The sequence below is a fragment of the Pseudomonas spartinae genome (assembly GCF_965197125.1).
Taxonomy (GTDB): Bacteria; Pseudomonadota; Gammaproteobacteria; order Pseudomonadales; family Pseudomonadaceae; genus Aquipseudomonas; species Aquipseudomonas composti_A.
Map to the genome: position 1 here is coordinate 681,045 of NZ_CBDAMB010000001.1, position 18,759 is coordinate 699,803.

Annotated in this window: 12 protein-coding genes and 1 pseudogene; 11 read left to right on the top strand and 2 right to left on the bottom strand. The window is 63.6% G+C overall.

Features of this window, described 5'->3' with window-relative positions; genetic code table 11:
• Window positions 1–9 precede the first annotated feature (9 nt).
• The 4 genes and pseudogenes from ACN8M7_RS03115 (at window position 10) to ACN8M7_RS03130 (ending at window position 3,636) form a co-directional block, all read left to right on the top strand.
• Window positions 10–1,476: a S8 family peptidase gene (locus ACN8M7_RS03115; RefSeq protein ID WP_490259735.1), complete on the top strand. Its 1,467-nt coding sequence runs from the start codon at window positions 10–12 to the stop codon at window positions 1,474–1,476.
• A 352-nt stretch (window positions 1,477–1,828) separates the two neighbouring features.
• Window positions 1,829–2,098 (top strand): annotated as a pseudogene (locus ACN8M7_RS03120) (peptide-methionine (S)-S-oxide reductase); the annotation flags it as partial.
• A 16-nt stretch (window positions 2,099–2,114) separates the two neighbouring features.
• Window positions 2,115–2,312, top strand: a complete 198-nt coding sequence (locus ACN8M7_RS03125; RefSeq protein WP_061238377.1) for a putative motility protein — start codon at window positions 2,115–2,117, stop codon at window positions 2,310–2,312.
• Between the two features lie 70 nt (window positions 2,313–2,382).
• A complete protein-coding gene (locus ACN8M7_RS03130; RefSeq protein WP_490259736.1) occupies window positions 2,383–3,636 on the top strand; it encodes a cyclic di-GMP phosphodiesterase in 1,254 nt (417 codons plus the stop codon).
• A gap of 15 nt (window positions 3,637–3,651) precedes the next feature.
• Here ACN8M7_RS03130 and ACN8M7_RS03135 read toward each other — a convergent pair whose 3' ends face one another.
• Together ACN8M7_RS03135 and ACN8M7_RS03140 are read right to left on the bottom strand one after the other, a co-directional pair.
• A complete protein-coding gene (locus tag ACN8M7_RS03135; RefSeq protein WP_490259737.1) occupies window positions 3,652–4,500 on the bottom strand; it encodes a 23S rRNA (adenine(2030)-N(6))-methyltransferase RlmJ in 849 nt (282 codons plus the stop codon).
• Window positions 4,501–4,631: 131 nt separating this feature from the next.
• Window positions 4,632–5,525 (bottom strand): LysR substrate-binding domain-containing protein, encoded by an 894-nt coding sequence (locus ACN8M7_RS03140; protein WP_490259830.1) that lies wholly within the window; start codon window positions 5,523–5,525, stop codon window positions 4,632–4,634.
• Between the two features lie 87 nt (window positions 5,526–5,612).
• Here ACN8M7_RS03140 and ACN8M7_RS03145 point away from each other — a divergent pair, with 87 nt between their 5' ends.
• The 7 genes from ACN8M7_RS03145 to ACN8M7_RS03175 all read left to right on the top strand — a co-directional run bounded on the left by ACN8M7_RS03145 (window position 5,613) and on the right by ACN8M7_RS03175 (window position 18,637).
• Window positions 5,613–6,806 carry a YbfB/YjiJ family MFS transporter gene (locus ACN8M7_RS03145; RefSeq protein WP_490259738.1) on the top strand — a complete coding sequence of 398 codons (1,194 nt, stop codon included), beginning with the start codon at window positions 5,613–5,615 and terminating at the stop codon, window positions 6,804–6,806.
• On the top strand, window positions 6,793–7,839 hold the full coding sequence (locus ACN8M7_RS03150) for an NAD(P)H-dependent flavin oxidoreductase (protein ID WP_490259739.1): 1,047 nt from the start codon (window positions 6,793–6,795) through the stop codon (window positions 7,837–7,839). The genes ACN8M7_RS03145 and ACN8M7_RS03150 overlap by 14 nt, the downstream gene beginning before the upstream one ends.
• A gap of 134 nt (window positions 7,840–7,973) precedes the next feature.
• A complete protein-coding gene (locus ACN8M7_RS03155; protein ID WP_490259740.1) occupies window positions 7,974–9,779 on the top strand; it encodes an acyl-CoA dehydrogenase in 1,806 nt (601 codons plus the stop codon).
• A gap of 160 nt (window positions 9,780–9,939) precedes the next feature.
• On the top strand, window positions 9,940–11,685 hold the full coding sequence (locus tag ACN8M7_RS03160; protein WP_061238384.1) for a potassium/proton antiporter: 1,746 nt from the start codon (window positions 9,940–9,942) through the stop codon (window positions 11,683–11,685).
• A gap of 124 nt (window positions 11,686–11,809) precedes the next feature.
• Window positions 11,810–15,160, top strand: a complete 3,351-nt coding sequence (gene mscK / locus ACN8M7_RS03165) for a mechanosensitive channel MscK (protein ID WP_490259741.1) — start codon at window positions 11,810–11,812, stop codon at window positions 15,158–15,160.
• Window positions 15,161–15,178: 18 nt separating this feature from the next.
• Window positions 15,179–16,642, top strand: a complete 1,464-nt coding sequence (selO, locus tag ACN8M7_RS03170; protein WP_490259742.1) for a protein adenylyltransferase SelO — start codon at window positions 15,179–15,181, stop codon at window positions 16,640–16,642.
• Window positions 16,643–16,846: 204 nt separating this feature from the next.
• A complete protein-coding gene (locus ACN8M7_RS03175) occupies window positions 16,847–18,637 on the top strand; it encodes an SLC13 family permease (protein WP_061238387.1) in 1,791 nt (596 codons plus the stop codon).
• Window positions 18,638–18,759 lie beyond the last annotated feature (122 nt).

The following is an 18,759-nucleotide window of genomic DNA, read 5'->3' on the forward strand; positions in this document are numbered from 1 at the left end:
GAAGAAGCGGTGGCTACCTACAAGCATCTGAACATTGCACGGGAAGTTCTGGATAACTCACGCCGGACCAAGAATCCCCCTCCCTTCACCAAACGTGAAGATCGTCGAGGGCATGGCCAGAAACTCAATGCTTACTTTCTTACGGCTGAAGGGCAAGCCAAAAAGCAGATCGGCTCGACAGCTAACTCTCCCTACGTCCTCAAACTGAAATACGACGGCACTCTCAACTTCTCAAACCTTGATGTCCATGGCTTGGAGTTCGTCAGCCAGGAGGATAAACAGCTTTGCGTTGTTTTCGCGACAGAAGAAGGTTTGGCCAAGTTCGCTGACCATCTGACGAAGCTGGGTGTTATGGACGACGCCTTGACCTATGGCCAGATTCTGGAGGCTATCGCAGGGGTGGAGACATGGTCTGCGGAGGATCGGAAGAGCTGGGCGATCACCCATATCGGGATTCCGGACACCCCCACCTTCAAGCTTGATGTCGAACTATGGCCTGTCTATGTAGCGAGCCACCCGAAGCGAATCCTACTCACAAATGCTTTCGAGGCCTGGCTCTCAGGGGAGCGCATTAAAAGGCTCGACAAGCTGAATCTGGACAGCTTGCTCATGTACCGGGTTGAGGTGACGCCCGAACAAGCACAGCTACTGCTGAACCACCGCGATGTCCGGCTTGTTGATCTCATTCCCGCCACCGGAATCAGCATTCAGCAGCTGAATCGGGATATCAACGAGCTACCTCGAAACATACCTGCACCGGCCGCAGATGCGGCACGGGTCTGCATTCTGGACAGTGGTATCAACGGGAACCACCCCCTCTTGAAACCTGCGATGGCTGAAAGCGCCTCCTTTGTGGATGAGGAAGGAGACGATGACCAGGCGGGACATGGTACTGCTGTAGCCGGTGTGGCCCTGTATGGCGACGTAGAGGCCTGCAACAACTCAAATTTCTGGCGCCCGGAGCTCTGGATTTTCAATGGGAAGGTGATGAAGAAGTGTCCGCATACTGGCGATGCGATCTATGACGAGCTCTCGCTTGAGGCATCACTGACGAAAGCGGTTGAGTACTTCGTCGAGCTTGGATGTCGGATCTTCAATCTCTCCCTGGGTAACAATAATGCTCCGTACGATGGAGCTCATGTCAGGGGGCTCGCCTACATCCTGGACGTCCTCTCAAGGCGGCATAACATTTTGTTTGTGGTCTCTACGGGTAACTTCCGCGGCTCTGAAGAACCTCCAGTTCCGGTAAACAGCTGGCGTGACGAGTACCCCGAATATCTTGTCGCAGAACAAAGCGCAATCATCGATCCGGCACCCGCAATGATGGTGCTGACGGTGGGAAGCATCTCCCGGCACAACGCCACTTTTGACAGCCAGAAATATCCAGATATCAGTCAGCTCTCGCCTGCCTCGGAAAACCAACCATCACCTTTCACTCGGCATGGCCCCTCGGTTAAGGTTCAGCTGAATTATTGAAAAACTGCGGAATTTTATGTGAGAGCTGTGAGAGCCTCGAATCGTGACTACTGCGAAAGTCAACATTGACACTCAGAACCATGTACACTCCTCTGTGACCTGTCGCAAAGTCAGTACAAAACAAAGATAAGCCCGGAACGGCTAAATCCAGTTACTCAATTTTTTAAGAAACAAAACTTCGGAACTTTGCGGAAACGCCGAATACGCCTCGGTATCGCGAAATAGCTAATCTGCAACACTCATGGTTGCTGGGCTGCATATTTCGAGAAAGGATCTTCTCAGACCATTCGTAGAAGCTAGGCTGGCGGTGATATCAGTTTACATAGATAGCTGCCAGGCCAAGTCATACTAACAGGGCATGCGCCAGGGCAATGACAAGGGCACCCAGTACCGTTCGGCGATCTACTGCCAGGACGAAGCGCAGCTGAGCGCTGCCCTGGCCAGTCAGGCGCGCTTTCAGTCCGAGCTGGACAAAGCGGGAATCGGCAGCATCACCACCGAAATCGCCGAGGCGCCGACCTTCTACTACGCCGAGACCTACCATCAGCAGTACCTGGCGAAGAACCCCAACGGCTATTGCGGTCTGGGCGGAACAGGCGTATGTCTACCCCCTGAATCTTGAGCACGGGTGAAGGGTCGTGGAGCTGAGCAGCATTTCCAGTCAGGTGTCGAGCCAGGCATCTGCGCAGATCTCTGCGCAAATGTCGCTCCTGCTGCTGCGCAAGACGCTGGAGCTGCAAGCTGCCAACATCACCGGCCTGGTACAGTCGGCCGCACCGGCCAGTGCGCCCAGCAATCCCCCCAATCTGGGCAACAGCATCGACGTGATGGCCTGAACAACTGATGCCTTTAAGCCATCAGGCGGACTAAACTGCAGGCCAATCGCCAGCCATCGACGAGTCCGGCATGCCTGCCCCTCTCCCCACCATCGTCCCTGATCAGCTTTGCGTCGGTCTCTACGTTCACCTTGATCTGAGCTGGTGGGAGCACGACTTCGCCTTCAGCAACTTCAAGATCAAGGATCAAGCACAGATTCGCGCCCTGCGCGCCCTCAACCTGAAACAGCTGCGCTACGACCCGGCGCGCAGCGACAGTACGCCCCTGCCTCTGGTCAACACGGCCACCGCGCCTGCGGTCGAAGAGGCGCCGCTCGATCCGGAAACCCAGGCTCGCCAGGAACGTGCGCAGAAACTGCGCCATCTGCGCAGCCGCCTGGCCGAGGTCGATCGCCGTTTCATCGAGGCCAGTCAGCGCATCAAAGCGCTCAACCAGACCCTGCGCAGCCGCCCGGAAGATGCCATGCGCCAGGCCGGCGCCATCGTCGGCGAGATGGTCGAGACGTTGCTGGGCGCCCCCGGCGTGGTGCTGCATGGCATCACCGGCAAGGCCGCCGAGGACAGCTACTTCCATGCGCTCAACGTCACCGTGTTGTCCCTGCTGCTCGGGCGCCAGCTCGGCCTCGACAGCGAGGCCTGCCACAGCCTCGGCCTCGGCGCCCTGCTGCACGACATCGGCAAACTGGAAGTGCCGAGCAAGGTGCTGCTCAAACCCGAACCGCTGACCCGCCCGGAGCAACAGCTGCTGCAGATGCACACCGACTTCGGCCTGCGCATGGGCCATAAGCTGATGCTCGACGACGAGGTGCTGCGCATCATTCACGAGCACCACGAGCATTGTGACGGCAGCGGCTACCCCCGTGGACTGCGCGAAGCCGGCATCGCCCGCCTCAGCCGGCTGGTGGCCATCACCAACCACTTCGACGGTCTGTGCAACCCGCTCGATCCGCGCCAGGCCCTGAGCCCGCACGAAGCCCTGGCGTTGATGTTCAAGCAGCAGAGTGAACGCTTCGACGAAGTGGCATTGAAAGCCTTTATCCGCGTCATGGGCATCTACCCGCCGGGCAGCCTGGTGCAGCTGGAGGATGAGCGCTATGCGCTGGTGCTGGGGATCAACCCGACCCAGGCGCTGAAACCGACGCTGATTCTCTACGACGCCGACGTTCCCATGCAGGAGGCACTGATCGTCGACCTCACGCAGGAGCCGAAACTGGCCATCGACCGCAGCCTGCGCCCCTCGCAGCTACCGCTGGAGGTGCTGGAGTACCTCAGCCCGCGGCGCAACCTCAGCTACCACATCGAGCCCAGCGACAAACGCAGCTGAACCCGGGGCGGCGGCTCAGCCAGCCGGCTTTTCCTCGATCAGCCAGTCCAGGCGCCAATCGCCCTGACTCTGACCGAGCGCATTGGCCAGCCAGGGCAGCAACTGCTTGAGTTCATCCTCCAGGCCCCATGGCGGATTGCTGATCACCAGGCCCGAACCGGTCAGCCGTGTGGCATCGTCCGGCGCATGCACGTAGAGCTCGGCGCGCAGCAGCTTGGGCGCAGCGCTCTTGCTCAGGTCACGATAGAAACGCGCCAACTGGCGCTCGTCCTTGATCGGGTACCAGATCGCCACGATGGCCTGACGCATGCGCCCATGGGCCTCGTTCAGTGCTTCGACGCAGCGCTGCAGCTCGTCGGCCTGTTCGAACGGCGGGTCGATCAACAGCAGCACGCGCTTCTCGCGGGTCGGCATCAGCGCCCGCGGCACGTGCCAGCCCTCGCCCAGGTGCACGGCCACACGGCGGTCGCCGCGCATGTTGTCCTTGAGCAGACGGCCATCTTCGGGGTGTTTCTCGTTGAGCTGCAGACGGTCCTGCTCGCGGCTGAGCAGGCGCGCCAGCTCGGGCGAGCCCGGGTAATAGCGCAGCTCGCCATCCGGGTTCATCGCCCGCACCACTTCCAGGTAGGCCTCCACGGCGTCCGGCAGTTGCGTGGCCTGCCACAGACGCGCGATGCCTTCCAGGTACTCACCGGTGCGGCTGGCCGCATCGCCGTGCAGGTCGTACAGGCCGATGCCCGCGTGGCTGTCGAGGTAGGCGAAAGGCGCCTCCTTGCGTGACAGCAGGGCGAGCAGGCGGGTCAGCACCAGGTGCTTGAGTACGTCGGCGTGGTTACCGGCGTGGAAGGCGTGGCGGTAGTTCATGGGGGTCTCCGAAGCGGTCGCCAAGTTTACCAGACCGTCGAAAAACTACCTCGGCTTTGGCTTCCTGCGTCGCTCTACCTCCTGCATCCATGCAGTCGTGGTTGCCATCGCCTACGTTCTTCAACGGTGTGTTACCCGTTGAGCGGGCTTTGCGCGCGTATCAGCTCCAGCAACAAGGCCAGTGATGGATGCTCGCCGGCGTCGCGACGACGCACCAACAAGGTGGTGGTCGCACCGAGCTCCGGGGCGATGGGCTGATACTGCACCAGGTGCAAGCGCGGATGGCTTTCGAGCAGGCTGCGTGGCAACAGGCCTATGCCCATGCCGGCAGCGATACCGGCGAAGATCGCGTCGATGGAGCCGTAGCTCTGCCGCGCCGCCACCTGCAAACCACGACTGACCGCCCAGCGCTCGAGACGCTCACGGTAGTGACAGCCTTCGGGGAATCCCAGCAGCGTCTGCGCTTGCCCCTCCAGCCCCGCAGCATCCTGAGCAGGCGGCAGCACCAGCATCAGCTCCTCCTGCCAGAGCGGCGTGCACTCGAGCTGCGCATGCTCGAACGGCCCACCGACCAGGCCTGCATCCAGCTCACCGGCCAGCACACCCTCAATCAAGCGCCGGCTCGGTCCGGTGCTCAATTGCAGGTTGACCCGCGGTGCCCGCTGATGAAATGCCGCGAGCAGCTCCGGCAGACGCACTGCCGCCGTGGTTTCCATCGCGCCCAGACGCAGATCGCCGCTCCAGATGTCTTCCTGCACGCTGCGCCAGGCCGTCCGACACAGCTGCTCCAGGTGTTCGGCATGAGGTAACAGGCGCTCCCCCGCTGGCGTCAGCCGCAAGCGCTGCCCCTGGCGCATGAACAACCGTGCATCGAGCTGCTGCTCCAGTTGGCGCAGGCGCGCCGAGACGTTCGACGGCACGCAACTCAAGTACAAGCCTGCGGCGCTCAATGAGCCTTCCCGTGCGATCGCCAGAAAGTAGCGAAGCAGCTGTGGATTCAGTCGTTGCCAGGCGCCCATAAACATCACCAAAAGTGAAAACCATCAGCACTATTTTTCACTAACACCCAATTCTCGACAACGACTAAGGTGCGCAGCACGACCGGAGGCCCGATGTTCAAACTCGACCGAGACAGCTTCAAGGCCATCCTCGCCGCAGCCCTTGCGCTGGTGGCGGTGCATGCCCTGGGGCGTTTTGCCTACACCCCGCTGTTGCCGCTGCTGCTCGACGATGGCCTGTTCAATCTGGCACAAGGCGCCCAGCTGGCCACCTGGAACTACCTGGGCTACCTGCTCGGCGCCTTGCTCGCGCTGCCCATGGCCAACCCGCGTGGACTGCGACTGGGCCTGCCGGCAGCACTGCTGATCAACGCCGGTCTGACCCTGGCTCAGGTCTTCACTCGCGACATCGATATGCTCGCCTTACTGCGCCTGAGCAACGGCATCAGCAATGGCGTGGTCTTCGTGCTTGCTCCGGCGCTGGTGCTGGAATGGCTGGCTGTACGTCAGGCCACGGCGCTGAGTGGCCTGGTCTACCTGGGCCTGGGCGGCGGTATGTTGCTGTGTGGCGTGCTGGTGGTGCTCAGCCCCTGGCAGGGGCCGATGCGCTGGCTTCCGATGGCCTTGTTCGCCCTGCCGCTGGCACTACTCAGCGCGATAATGCTGCGAGGCTTGGCGCTGCAACTACCTGTCATGACTCAAGCCAGCACGCACGGGCGGCTGATCGACCGCAGCAGCCTGCCATTACTACTGGCGTATCTGGGCGCCGGCCTGGGCTATATCCTGCCGCTGACCTTCCTGCCCGCGCTGGCCCGCGAACAGCTGCCGCCAGATCACCCCCTGCTGATCGGGAGCTGGTGGTGGACCGCGCTGGCCTGCCTGATCTCCGCCACCCTGTGGAATCACGTCGGTGGCTGGCTCGGCGACCGCCGTGCCCTGCAAACCAACTACCTGCTGCAACTGCTGGGAACCGCCCTGCCAGTACTGCTGCCCGGACCAATCGGGGTGTTGGGCTGCGCCGTACTGGTCGGCGGCACCTTCATGGGCACCGTCCTGCTCACGCAGCGACTCGCCCGCGCACTCAAGCCGAGCCAGGGGCCGCGTCTGGCAGCACTATTGATCAGCCTCTACGGCAGCAGTCAGCTGGTCGGCCCCTGGTTCGTGGAACACTGGACTGCCGCCGGTTACAGCCTGACCAGCAGCTTTTCGATCGGCGCGCTGGCACTGCTATGGTCGTTGTTCTGGACCTGGCGCACGCCTGCCGCCCCACCGCCCACTGAAAGGGACACATCCCATGCTCGTGAATGATCTGCTCGGCAGCGAACTGCCCCTGATCCAGGCGCCCATGGCCGGCTCGCAGGACCACCGCCTGGCTGCCGCCGTGAGCCGGGCCGGTGGCCTCGGCTCGATTGCCTGCGCCATGCTCACCCCTGCCGCGCTACGCCAGGAGCTGGAGGCCATGCGCGGTTTGACCGAGCGGCCGTTCAACCTCAACTTCTTCAGCCACGTGCCTGCACTGCCGGACATGGCGCGTGATGCCGCCTGGCGCGAAGCGCTTGCCCCCTACTACGACGAACTGGGCGTGGATCCGGCCAGCATCGCCAGTGGCCCAGGGCGCCTGCCATTCAACGACGAGGCTGCCGCACTGGTGGAGGAATTCCGTCCGGCCGTGGTCAGCTTCCACTTCGGCCTGCCGGAAGAAGCCCTGCTGCAGCGGGTGCGAAACAGCGGCGCGGCGATTCTCTCGAGTGCCACCACCCTCGACGAAGCCCTGTGGCTGCAGGAGCGCGGCGTCGATGCGGTAATCGCTCAGGGGCTGGAAGCGGGCGGCCATCGCGGGCACTTTCTCGACCTCGATCTGAGTCGTCAGCTCGGCACCTTGGCGTTGCTGCCGCAACTGGCGGATGCGCTGGCGGTGCCGGTCATCGCGGCCGGCGGCATCAGCGACGCCCGGGGTGTGGCCGCGGTCATGGCCCTCGGCGCGGCCGGCGTGCAGGTCGGCAGCGCCTACCTGCTGTGCCCGGAAGCCACCACCAGCGCCCTGCACCGCGCCGCCCTGCAAAGCCCAGCGGCACGCCATACCGCGCTGACCAACCTGTTCAGCGGGCGCCCGGCTCGCGGCATCGTCAACCGCCTGATGCGCGAGCTGGGGCCGCTCAGCGAGCGAGCACCCGCATTCCCACTGGCGACGGCAGCCATTGCCCCCTTGCGCGCGGCTGCCGAAGCGCAGGGCAGCGGGGACTTTTCGCCGCTGTGGGCCGGGCAGAACATCGCGAGCTGCCGAGCAATGCCGGCCGCCGAGCTGACCCGTGAGCTGGCGCGGGGTTTCGTTCGAGGTTGAGGTTCGCGGCTGAAACCGCTCCTACGGTGCTGGAATTGGCTGGGTGATGTGGCGCTTTATCACCATGACTGATGATGCTGGGCAGCCGGGCTAGCCACTGCCTAGACTCGACTGATCATCTGGAGGCCCGTTCCATGTCCGAGACCCTGCTCAGCTCCCGCAACCTGGCGTTCGAACTCTATGAAGTGCTCGACGCCGAAGCCCTGACCCAGCGTGCGCGCTTTGCCGATCACAACCGCGAGACCTTCGACGCGGCGATCAGCACCGCACGCGGCATTGCCGAGGAGCTGTTCGCCCCGCACAACCGCAAGAACGACGAGCACGAGCCGCAGTACGTCGACGGCGGCGCGGTGCTGATCCCGGAAGTCGAACCGGCACTGCGCGCGTTCCATGAGGCCGGCTTTCTCAATGCCACCCGCGACTTCGAGCACGGCGGCATGCAACTGCCCAACCTGCTGTCGCAGGCCTGCTTCGCCCACTTCCAGTCGGCCAACATCGCCACCAGTTCCTACTCGATGCTGACCATGGGCGTGGCCAACCTGATCGAGGCCTTCGGCAGCCAGGAGCAGAAAACCCGCTACCTGCAGCCGATCATCGACGGCCGCTTCTTCGGCACCATGGCGCTGACCGAACCGCACGCTGGCTCCTCGCTGTCGGACATTCGCACCAAGGCCGAGCCGCACGCCGACGGCAGCTACCGGATCAAGGGCAACAAGATCTTCATCTCCGGCGGCGACCAGCCGATCTCCGAGAACATCGTGCACATGGTGCTGGCCAAGCTGCCGGATGCACCGCCCGGGGTGAAGGGCATCAGCCTGTTTCTGGTGCCCAAGTTTCACGTCAACGACGATGGCTCGCTGGGCGCACGCAACGACGTGACCCTGGCCGGGCTGTTCCACAAGATGGGCTGGCGCGGCACCACCTCCACGGCGCTGAACTTTGGTGATAACGGCGAATGCGTCGGCTATCTGGTGGGCAAACCACATGCTGGCCTGTCGTACATGTTCCAGATGATGAACGAGGCGCGTATCGGCGTCGGCATGGGCGCAATCATGCTCGGCTACGCCGGCTATCTGTATTCGCTGGACTACGCCCGTAACCGCCCGCAAGGCCGCCAGCCGGACGGCAAGGACCCGAGCAGCCCGCAGATTTCCATCGTCGAACATGCCGATGTGCGGCGCATGCTGCTGACGCAGAAAGCCTACGTCGAAGGCGCCTTCGACCTGGGCCTGTACGCCGCGCGACTGTTCGACGACACCCACACCCTGGAAACCGCCGAAGAGCGCACCCGCGCCCTGGAACTGCTCGACCTGCTCACCCCCATCGTCAAGTCCTGGCCGTCGGAGTTCTGCCTCAAGGCCAACGAGCTGGCGATCCAGATCCTCGGCGGCCACGGCTACACCCGCGAATACCCGGTGGAGCAGTACTACCGCGACAACCGCCTCAACCCGATCCACGAGGGCACCCATGGCATCCAGTCGCTCGACCTGCTCGGCCGCAAGGTCTCGCAGAATGGTGGCGCCGCGCTCAAGCAGTTGCTCAAGCTGATCAACGACTGCTGCCTGCGCGCCAGCGCGTATGAGTCGCTCACGGCCCTGCGCCAGCCGCTGGAACAACTGCTGGCGCGCCTGCAGGCGGTGACCCTGGCCCTGCTCGGCGACCTGATGAGTGGCAAGGTCAACCAGGGCCTGGCCAACTCGGCGCTGTACCTGAAGGTATTCGGCCATACGGTGATCGGCTGGCGCTGGCTGGAGCAGGCGATTCGCGCCGAGCAGGGCCTGGCGCAGGCGGACAATGCCGAGGAGCAGGCGTTCTATCGCGGCAAGCTGCAAGCCGCGCGCTACTTCCTGACCTGGGAAGTGCCCAGCTGCCACCACGACCTGGCCATTCTCGAAGCCCGCGACGACACCTGCCTGGGCATGCAGGACGCCTGGTTCTGAAACCGGGCCGAACGCCCCGGGCGACCGAACACGGGCGCTCCGGGGCAATCTAGAAAAATGTAATAACCTTTTTGACAGCGGTACGAAGGCTACGGTTAGAATCCCTGGCACGCGCCATGCATAACGGCGCACCCGATGACCCAGCCAGGAGTACGCGCCGTTGGATGCCAGCGCCATCAATAATCTGTTCTTGATCGGCGCATTGCTGGTAGCGGCCAGTATTCTGGTCAGCGCATTCGGTACCCGTTTCGGCATCCCGATTCTGGTGATCTTCCTCGGCGTCGGCATGCTGGCCGGCACCGACGGTCCCGGCGGCATCGTCTTCAACAACTATCCCCTGGCCTACCTGGTCGGCAACCTGGCGTTGGCGGTCATCCTCCTCGATGGCGGCATGCGTACGCGGGTCTCCAGCTTCCGCGTGGCCTTGTGGCCGTCGTTATCGCTCGCCACCGTGGGCGTCGTGGTCACTGCCGGCCTGACTGGCCTGGCCGCTACCTGGCTATTCAACCTGACCCTGCTGGAAGGCTTGCTGATCGGCGCCATCGTCGGTTCCACCGATGCGGCGGCGGTGTTCTCTCTGCTGGGCGGGCGCGGCCTCAACGAACGGGTCAGCTCGACGCTGGAAATCGAGTCCGGTAGTAACGACCCGATGGCCGTGTTCCTCACCGTGACCCTGATCGCCATGCTCGCCAGCGGCCAGACCGGCTTCAGCTGGGACCTGCCGATTCAACTGGTGCAGCAGTTCGGCCTGGGCGCGCTGCTGGGGCTGGGCGGCGGCTGGCTGCTGCTCAACCTGGTCAACCGCATGGAACTGGCCGCCGGTCTCTACCCGCTGCTGGTCGTCAGTGGCGGCCTGATAATCTTCGCCATCACCACTGCGGTAGGGGGCAGCGGCATCCTCGCCATCTACCTGTGCGGCCTGTTGCTCGGCAACCGGCCGATTCGCTCGCGCCACGGCATTCTGCATATGCTCGATGGCCTGACCTGGCTGGCTCAGATCGGCATGTTCCTGGTTCTCGGCCTCCTGATTACCCCGCACGAGCTGCTGCCCATCGCTCTGCCGGCGCTGGCCCTGGCACTGTGGATGATTCTGTTCGCGCGGCCGCTGTCGATCTTCCTTGGCCTGCTGCCATTTCGCGCCTTCCACGACCGCGAACGGATCTTCATCGCCTGGGTCGGCCTGCGCGGCGCGGTGCCGATCATCCTCGCCGTGTTCCCGCTGATGGCCGGCCTGCCCAACGCGCAGCTGTTCTTCAACGTGGCGTTCTTCATCGTGATCGTTTCCCTGCTGCTGCAGGGCACCAGCCTGCCACTGGCCGCCAAGCTGATGCGGGTGACGGTTCCGCCAGAGCCTTTGCCCGTTTCACGCGCAGGCCTGGAAGTGCATCCGACCAGCCAGTGGGAGCTGTTCGTCTACCGCCTGGGGGCGGAAAAATGGTGCATCGGCGCGGCCCTGCGTGAGTTGAACATGCCTGAGGGCACCCGTATCGCCGCGCTGTTTCGCGGTCGCGAACTGCTTCACCCATCCGGCAGTACGCGTCTGGAAGCCGGCGATCTGCTGTGCGTGATCGGTCACGAGCACGACCTGCCAGCACTCGGCAAGCTGTTCAGCCAGGCACCCAAGCGAGGTCAGGATCTGCGCTTCTTCGGTGATTTCGTGCTGGAAGGCGATGCCGAACTGAACGCGGTTGCCGCACTCTATGGCCTCAAGACCGAGGACGTTGAAGGCAACCAGCCGCTGGGGCGCTTCATCGCTCATCTGATCGGCGGCGAACCGGTGGTCGGCGACCAGGTGGAATGGCAGGGCCTGACCTGGACCGTAGCGGCCATGGAAGGGAACAAGATACGCAAGGTCGGCGTCAGATTTCCCGAAGGTACACGCCCGGGGCCCGGGCTGCACTTCTAGCCTGCGGGTGGAAACTCCCCGCTAGGACTCTGCTAGCATCAGCACCAAGCGCGGGCCTCCAGGCCCGCGTCTTCGTTGTGCCACGTGCCACTCAATCGCCATCGCTCACTCAGTAGATCCGATCATGTCCCTGTCGCGCTTCCCTCTAGCTGCCATCCTGCTTGCCCTGTGCCTCGGCATCGCGCCGGCATTCGCCGATGAGCCCCCAAAGGCCGAGAACGTGCAGCAGAGTCTCGACAGCCTGGCGGATCGCAAACTGCCGGAAGCCGAGCAACTGGCGCTCAAACAAACCCTGGAGCAGACGCTGCGCATGCTGCAGGACCGGCAGGCCGCCGAGCAGCGCCTCAGTGATCTGCGCAAGCAGCTGGACGAGGCGCCGCGCCTGATCAGCGAGGCCCAACGCGAACTCAGCCGGCTCAAGGCCAGCCCTGAAGTGCCGATCGCAGAGCGTCACGCGCGCACCAGCCTGGCTCAGCTGGAGCAATTGCTCGCCGAACGTTCCAGCCAGCTCAGCGAGTGGAACAAGGCCATCATCGAAGCCAACAGCCTGGTCATCACCGCACAGACCCGCCCCGAGCGCTCGCAAGCCGAGATCAGCCAGAACCAGGCGCGCAGCCAGGTCATCAATGACGCGCTCAAAAGCGGTCGTTACGACGGAAAGACGCTGATCCCGGAACGCCGCGACCAGCTCAATGCGGAGCTGGCGCTGCTCGCAGCGCAGACCCAGTTACGACGCCAGGAGCTGGCCGGTAACAGCCTGCTGCAGGACCTGGGTGGCGCCCAGCGCGCCCTGCTCGAAGAGCGCATCAACCGCGCCGAGCGGGACCGTCAGGCACTGCAGAGCCGGATCAACGAGCGCCGCCGCGCCGAATCTGAGCAGACCGTTGCCGAGCAGTCACTGGAAGCCGAGCGCGCCAGCTCGGACAAGCTACTGGCCAAGGAAAGCACGCTCAATCTCAAGCTGTCCGACTACCTGCTGCGTTCGACCGATCGCCTGAACAGCGTGACAGAGCAGAACCTGCAGACCCGTCAGCAACTGGACAACCTGGCACAGGCCGATCAGGCCCTAGACGAGCAGATTAGCGTGCTGCAGGGCAGCCTGCTGCTGTCGAAGATTCTCTATCAGCAAAAGCAGGCCCTGCCGAAGCTGAAACTCGAAGACGGCTCGCTCGCCGACGAGATTGCCGATATCCGGCTGTACCAGTTCGAGCTGAACAAACAGCGCGACGAGATCAGCGATCCCGGTCGTTATGTGGACAACCTGCTGACCAATCAGCCAGACGAACAAGTCACCAAGGAACTGCGCAAGGCCCTTCTCGAGCAGCTCGACACGCGCCGTGAATTGCTCGACCGCCTGAACCGCTCACTGAATGCGCTGCTCAACGAGTCGATCACCCTGCAGCTCAATCAGAAGGAGTTGCAGAGCACCGCCAGCAGCCTGCGCGCGACCATCGATGAGCAGATGTTCTGGATTCCCAGCAACAAGCCGCTCGATCTCGAATGGCTGAAGGCGGCGCCGCGTCACCTCCAGCAGCAACTCTCCGAAATGCCCTGGGGCATGGCCATCACCGAGCTGGGCGCCGGCCTGATCGAGCGCCCGCTGGTGTTTCTGCCGCTGATCCTGCTCTGCGCACTGATTCTCTGGCGCCGCCAGTACCTGTTCAGCAAGCTCGGCGCACTGCATGGTGACATCGGCCATTACAAGCACGACAGCCAGCTGCATACCCCCATGGCATTGGGGTTGAACCTGATCCTGGCCCTGCCGGTCACCCTGTTCCTGGCGCTGTGCGGCTACGCCCTGCTGCACGATGCCCGCGGACAGAACCTCTATCTGGGCGCCGCGCTGTACGAGATGGCCGAAGCCTGGCTGGTGTTCTACACCCTGCACCGGATTCTGTCCCCGGATGGCGTTGCCATCCTGCACTTCCATTGGCCACCGGCCAATGTCGCCTTCTTCCGCCAGCACATGCGGCGCCTGGGGCTGGTGGTGATGGCCCTGGTGGCGGTGGTGAGCATTGCCGAACATCAGCCGGACAGCCTGACCAACGACGTGATCGGCATCGCCGTGGTGCTGAGCTGCTACGCCCTGATGGCCTGGCAACTGTTCCACCTGCTGTTCAGCGCCCCGCTGCGCGAGAACACCTCGGCCTTGCGCACCAGTGTCGGCGTACTGTTCAACCTGCTGCCGCTGGCACTGATCGGGGCGGTCGCCTTCGGCTACTACTACACCGCCCTCAAGCTCACCGACCGCCTGATCGACACGCTCTATCTGCTGATTATCCTGCTCATCGTCGAAGCGACCCTGGTGCGCGGCCTGAGCGTGGCAGCCCGGCGCCTGGCCTATCAGCGCGCCCTGGCCAAACGCCAGGCGCAGAGCAAGGAAGGCCACGACGGCGAAGCGCCCGTGGAAGAACCCACCCTGGATATCGAGCAGGTCAACCAGCAGTCCCTGCGCCTGATCCGCCTGGCCCTGCTCGGCGGTTTCCTGGTTTGCCTGTACTGGGTCTGGGCCGACCTGATCGGGGTGTTCACCTACCTCGACACGGTCAACCTCTACGAGTACAGCAGTGGCACTGGCGAGACTGCCACCCTGGTACCCATCAGCCTGATGGACGTGATCGGCGCGCTGATCATCGTCGCCATCACCGTGGCCCTGGCGCGCAACCTGCCCGGCCTGCTGGAGGTGCTGGTGCTGTCACGCATGCGCCTGGCCCAGGGCAGCGCCTACGCCACCACCACCCTGCTGTCCTACGCGCTGGTGACCATCGGTATCGTCACCACGCTGTCGACGCTGGGGGTCAGCTGGGACAAGCTGCAGTGGCTGGTGGCCGCGCTGTCGGTCGGCCTGGGTTTCGGCCTGCAGGAAATCTTCGCCAACTTCATCTCCGGCCTGATCATCCTGTTCGAGCGCCCGGTGCGCATCGGCGATGTGGTGACCATCGGCAACCTGTCCGGCACGGTGAGCAAGATCCGCATTCGCGCCACCACCATCACCGACTTCGATCACAAGGAAATCATCGTTCCGAACAAGACCTTCATCACCGGCCAGCTGATCAACTGGTCGCTCAGTGATACGGTCACCCGCGTCACCCTCAAGGTCGGCGTTGGCTATGGCTCGGACCTCGACCTGGTGCGCAAGCTGCTGCTGCAGGCCGCGCAGGAAAACCCAAGGGTACTCAAGGAGCCGGCGCCGATTGCCTATTTCCTGAACTTCGGCGAAAGCACGCTGGACCACGAGTTGCGCATTCATGTGCGCGACCTCGGCGACCGCAACCCGGCCACCGACGAGATCAACCGTTTTATCGACAAGGAATTCCCCAAGAACGGCATCAATATCGCCTTCCGCCAGGTGGAGGTCTACGTGAAAAACCTTGAGCACGGCGAACAGAAACTCGACCAGAAGGACCTGATCAAGGCCGCCGCCGCAGGCGCCGCCGCCGTACAAGACACGCCCCCGCCCCCCACCACGCCCTGATCTGCAGAGGAGCCCCAGGTGAAAAGCCTCGACACGCTGACCTTCGACAACCGCTTCGCGCGCCTCGGTGACGCGTTTTCCACCGAAGTGCTGCCCGAGCCCATCGAGCAGCCGCGCCTGGTAGTGGTCAGCGAGTCGGCCATGGCCCTGCTCGATCTGCAGCCTGCCGAAGCACAACGCAGCGAGTTCGCCGAGCTGTTCGCCGGGCACAAGCTGTGGCCAGAAGCCGAACCGCGCGCCATGGTCTATTCCGGGCATCAGTTCGGCGGCTACACGCCACGCCTGGGCGACGGTCGCGGGCTGCTGCTGGGTGAGGTGGTCAACCAGGCCGGCGAGCACTGGGATCTGCACCTCAAGGGTGCCGGCATGACGCCCTACTCGCGCATGGGCGATGGCCGCGCCGTGCTGCGCAGCTCGATCCGCGAGTTTCTCGCCAGCGAACACCTGCACGCACTGGGTATCCCCAGCTCGCGCGCACTGTGCGTCACCGGCTCGAGCACGCCGGTGTGGCGTGAGAAGCGCGAAAGCGCAGCCATGGTGCTGCGCCTGGCACAGAGCCACGTGCGCTTCGGCCACTTCGAATACTTCTACTACACGCGCCAGCATGAGCAACTGAAGACCCTGGGCGAGCACGTCATGGCCTGCCACTTCCCGCAGTGCCTGGAACAGGACGAGCCCTGGGTGGCCCTGCTGCGCGAGGTGATCGAGCGTACTGCAGCGATGATCGCCCACTGGCAGGCCTACGGCTTCTGTCATGGGGTGATGAACACCGACAACATGTCGATCCTCGGCATCACCTTCGACTATGGCCCCTATGCCTTTCTCGACGACTTCGATGCCAAGCACATCTGCAACCACTCCGACGACACCGGCCGCTACAGCTTCAGCAATCAGGTACCGATCGCCCACTGGAACCTCGCCGCGCTGGCCCAAGCCATGACGCCATTCGCGTCCGTGGACGCACTGCGTGAAGCGCTGGATCTGTTCCTGCCGCTGTACCAGGCGCATTACCTCGACCTGATGCGCAAGCGCCTGGGTTTCACCAGCGCCCGGGACGACGACGAAGCGCTGATCCAGCGCTTGCTGCAACTGATGGACAAGGGCAAGGCCACCGACTACACGCTGTTCTTCCGCCGCCTCGGCGAGCAGGCGCCCGCCGAGGCGCTGAAGAGCGTGCGCGACGACTTCGTCGACCTGGCCGGCTTCGATGCCTGGGGCATCGATTACCTGGCACGCTGCGCGCTGGAAAGCGGCGCACAAGACGAACGCCAGGCGCGCATGCACGCAGTCAACCCCAGGTACATCCTGCGCAATTATCTGGCGCAGCAGGCCATCGAAGCGGCCGAGGCGGGCGACTATGCTCCGCTGCGCGAGCTGCACGCGGTCTTGTCGCGGCCGTTCGACGAGCAGCCGGGAATGGAGCGCTATGCCGAGCGTCCGCCGGAGTGGGGCAAGCACCTGGAGATCAGCTGTTCGTCGTGATCGAGAGCGTGATCTGGCGGGCTTCAACCCGGGCAGAGAAGCGCCTCGCCAGGCCTCGATATCGCTTATCCGTTAAATCGAAAAGGCATATCAATCTACCCAAACATTCTTAGACTATCTAAGAGAACCCCTCTATCTTGGCGCCCAGCCAGGCCGCCCAGTGCGTGCCGATACCTCACACGAGATTCGCTGCCAAGGATCTTCATGCCCTGGGACTCCCTCCCCCTGTTATTCGTCGGCGCCCTGCTGATCTGGGTGCTGTATGCCTTCGTCCGGGAGAAGTGGAGCCCGGACATCGTCGCGGCCATTGCCGTGGCCACGCTGCTGGTCACCCAGTTGCTGACGCCGAGCGAAGTGCTCAGTGTGCTGTCCAACTCCGCGCCGGTGACCATCGCCTGCATGTTCGTGCTCTCCGCCGCGCTGGAGCGCACCGGTTGCATCGACGCCCTCGGCAACTGGCTGGGCAATCTGGTGGGCACCAGCCCGATTCGCGTGCTCACCGGCCTGACCGTCACCGCGCTGGTGGTCTCCGCCTGCCTGAACAACACGCCGGTAGTCGCCATCCTCACTCCGGTGGCGATCGCGCTGGCCCGCCGCGCCGGTACCCTGCCGTCCAAGCTGCTGATTCCGCTGTCCTACGCCACCATCCTCGGCGGCACCCTGACCATGATCGGCACCTCGACCAACATTCTGGTCGATGGCGTGGCGCGCAAGGCCGGCATGGCGCCGTTCGGCATTTTCGAGATCACCGGTGTCGGCCTGGTCATGGCCACGTGCGGCATGCTCTACCTGCTGACCATCGGCCGCCACCTGCTGCCGGAGCGCGAGACGCTGTCGCGCCAGCTGCGCCCCGACCTGTCACGCACCTTCATGACCGAACTGCTGGTGCCGCACGACTCACCGATGATCGGCAAGACCCTGCACGAGGCCCACCTCAACGGCGGCAGCGGCCTGCAGGTACTGAAGCTGTTTCGCGAAGAGCAGGAGCTGACCGAACCCGGCGCGGAAACGCTGCTGGCCAGCGGCGACCGCCTGGTGCTGCATGGTCAGGTCAAGGACGTGGTGGAGCTGCGCGAGAGCGGCCACCTGAGTTTCAACCGTGGCGATGCCTTCGAAACCATCAGCAGCCACGACGTGATCCTCGCCGAAGCCATAGTCGGGCGTAACTCACGCTACAGCCACCGGCCGATGCGCGACCTTGACCTCACCGCGCGCTACGGCATCGCCGTGCTCGCCGTGCATCGCCAGGACGAGAACGTGCAGGGCAATCTGGACGACTTCGAGCTGCAGTTTGGCGATGTGATGCTGGTCGAGGGCACCCCCGCGCAGATCAAGCGCTTCGCCGACAACGGCGAGCTGATCAGCCTCAACGCCGTACAGGAGCGCGCCTTTCGCCGCGACAAGGCACCCATCGCGATCATCTCGACCCTCGCCGTCATGCTGCTGGCCGCTTTCGGCGTGATGCCCATCGAGGGACTGGCGATCATCGGCGCGGTGACCGTGCTGGCGACCCGCTGCCTGGATGTGGAAGACGCCTACAAGGCTGTGGACTGGAAAATTCTCAGCCTGATCTTCGGCATGCTGGCCATCAGCATCGCCATGGACAAGGTCGGTCTGGTCAAGCTGCTGGTGGAGAACGTGATGGGCTGGCTGCCGTGGGCCGGCCCTTTGTTGATGCTGAGCTTCATCTACCTGTTCACCTCGATCCTCACCGAGATGCTGTCGAACAACGCGGTAGCGGTACTGGTGACGCCCATCGCCATCGGCGTGGCGCAACACCTGGGCGTCGATCCGCGCGCTTTCGTGGTCGCGGTGATGTTCGCCGCCAGCGCCAGCTTCGCCACCCCCATCGGCTACCAGACCAACACCTTCGTCTACAACGCCGGTGGCTATCGCTTTACCGATTTCATGCGGGTGGGGATTCCGCTGAACCTGCTGCTGTGGTGCGTCGCGACGATGATCATCCCCTGGTTCTTCCCGCTGACACCGGTCTAAGGCATAAGCGCCCAATACAACGTTCTAACCCAGGGCCCGTTTCGTTGCTCCAGCGCATTGACCGGGCCCTGCTGCATTCTCCATGCTGCGATCCTTTCAATCTGCCCAGAAGGAACGCGCGC

Excerpts from the sequence above, each read along its gene's own strand:
- ACN8M7_RS03155 (WP_490259740.1), top strand. The coding sequence starts at position 7,974 with ATGTCCGAGACCCTGCTCAGCTCCCGCAACCTGGCGTTCGAACTCTAT.
- ACN8M7_RS03135 (WP_490259737.1), bottom strand. The coding sequence starts at position 4,500 with ATGAACTACCGCCACGCCTTCCACGCCGGTAACCACGCCGACGTACTC.
- ACN8M7_RS03130 (WP_490259736.1), top strand. The coding sequence starts at position 2,383 with ATGCCTGCCCCTCTCCCCACCATCGTCCCTGATCAGCTTTGCGTCGGT.
- ACN8M7_RS03175 (WP_061238387.1), top strand. The coding sequence starts at position 16,847 with ATGCCCTGGGACTCCCTCCCCCTGTTATTCGTCGGCGCCCTGCTGATC.
- ACN8M7_RS03145 (WP_490259738.1), top strand. The coding sequence starts at position 5,613 with ATGTTCAAACTCGACCGAGACAGCTTCAAGGCCATCCTCGCCGCAGCC.
- ACN8M7_RS03150 (WP_490259739.1), top strand. The coding sequence starts at position 6,793 with ATGCTCGTGAATGATCTGCTCGGCAGCGAACTGCCCCTGATCCAGGCG.
- ACN8M7_RS03140 (WP_490259830.1), bottom strand. The coding sequence starts at position 5,525 with ATGTTTATGGGCGCCTGGCAACGACTGAATCCACAGCTGCTTCGCTAC.
- mscK (WP_490259741.1), top strand. The coding sequence starts at position 11,810 with ATGTCCCTGTCGCGCTTCCCTCTAGCTGCCATCCTGCTTGCCCTGTGC.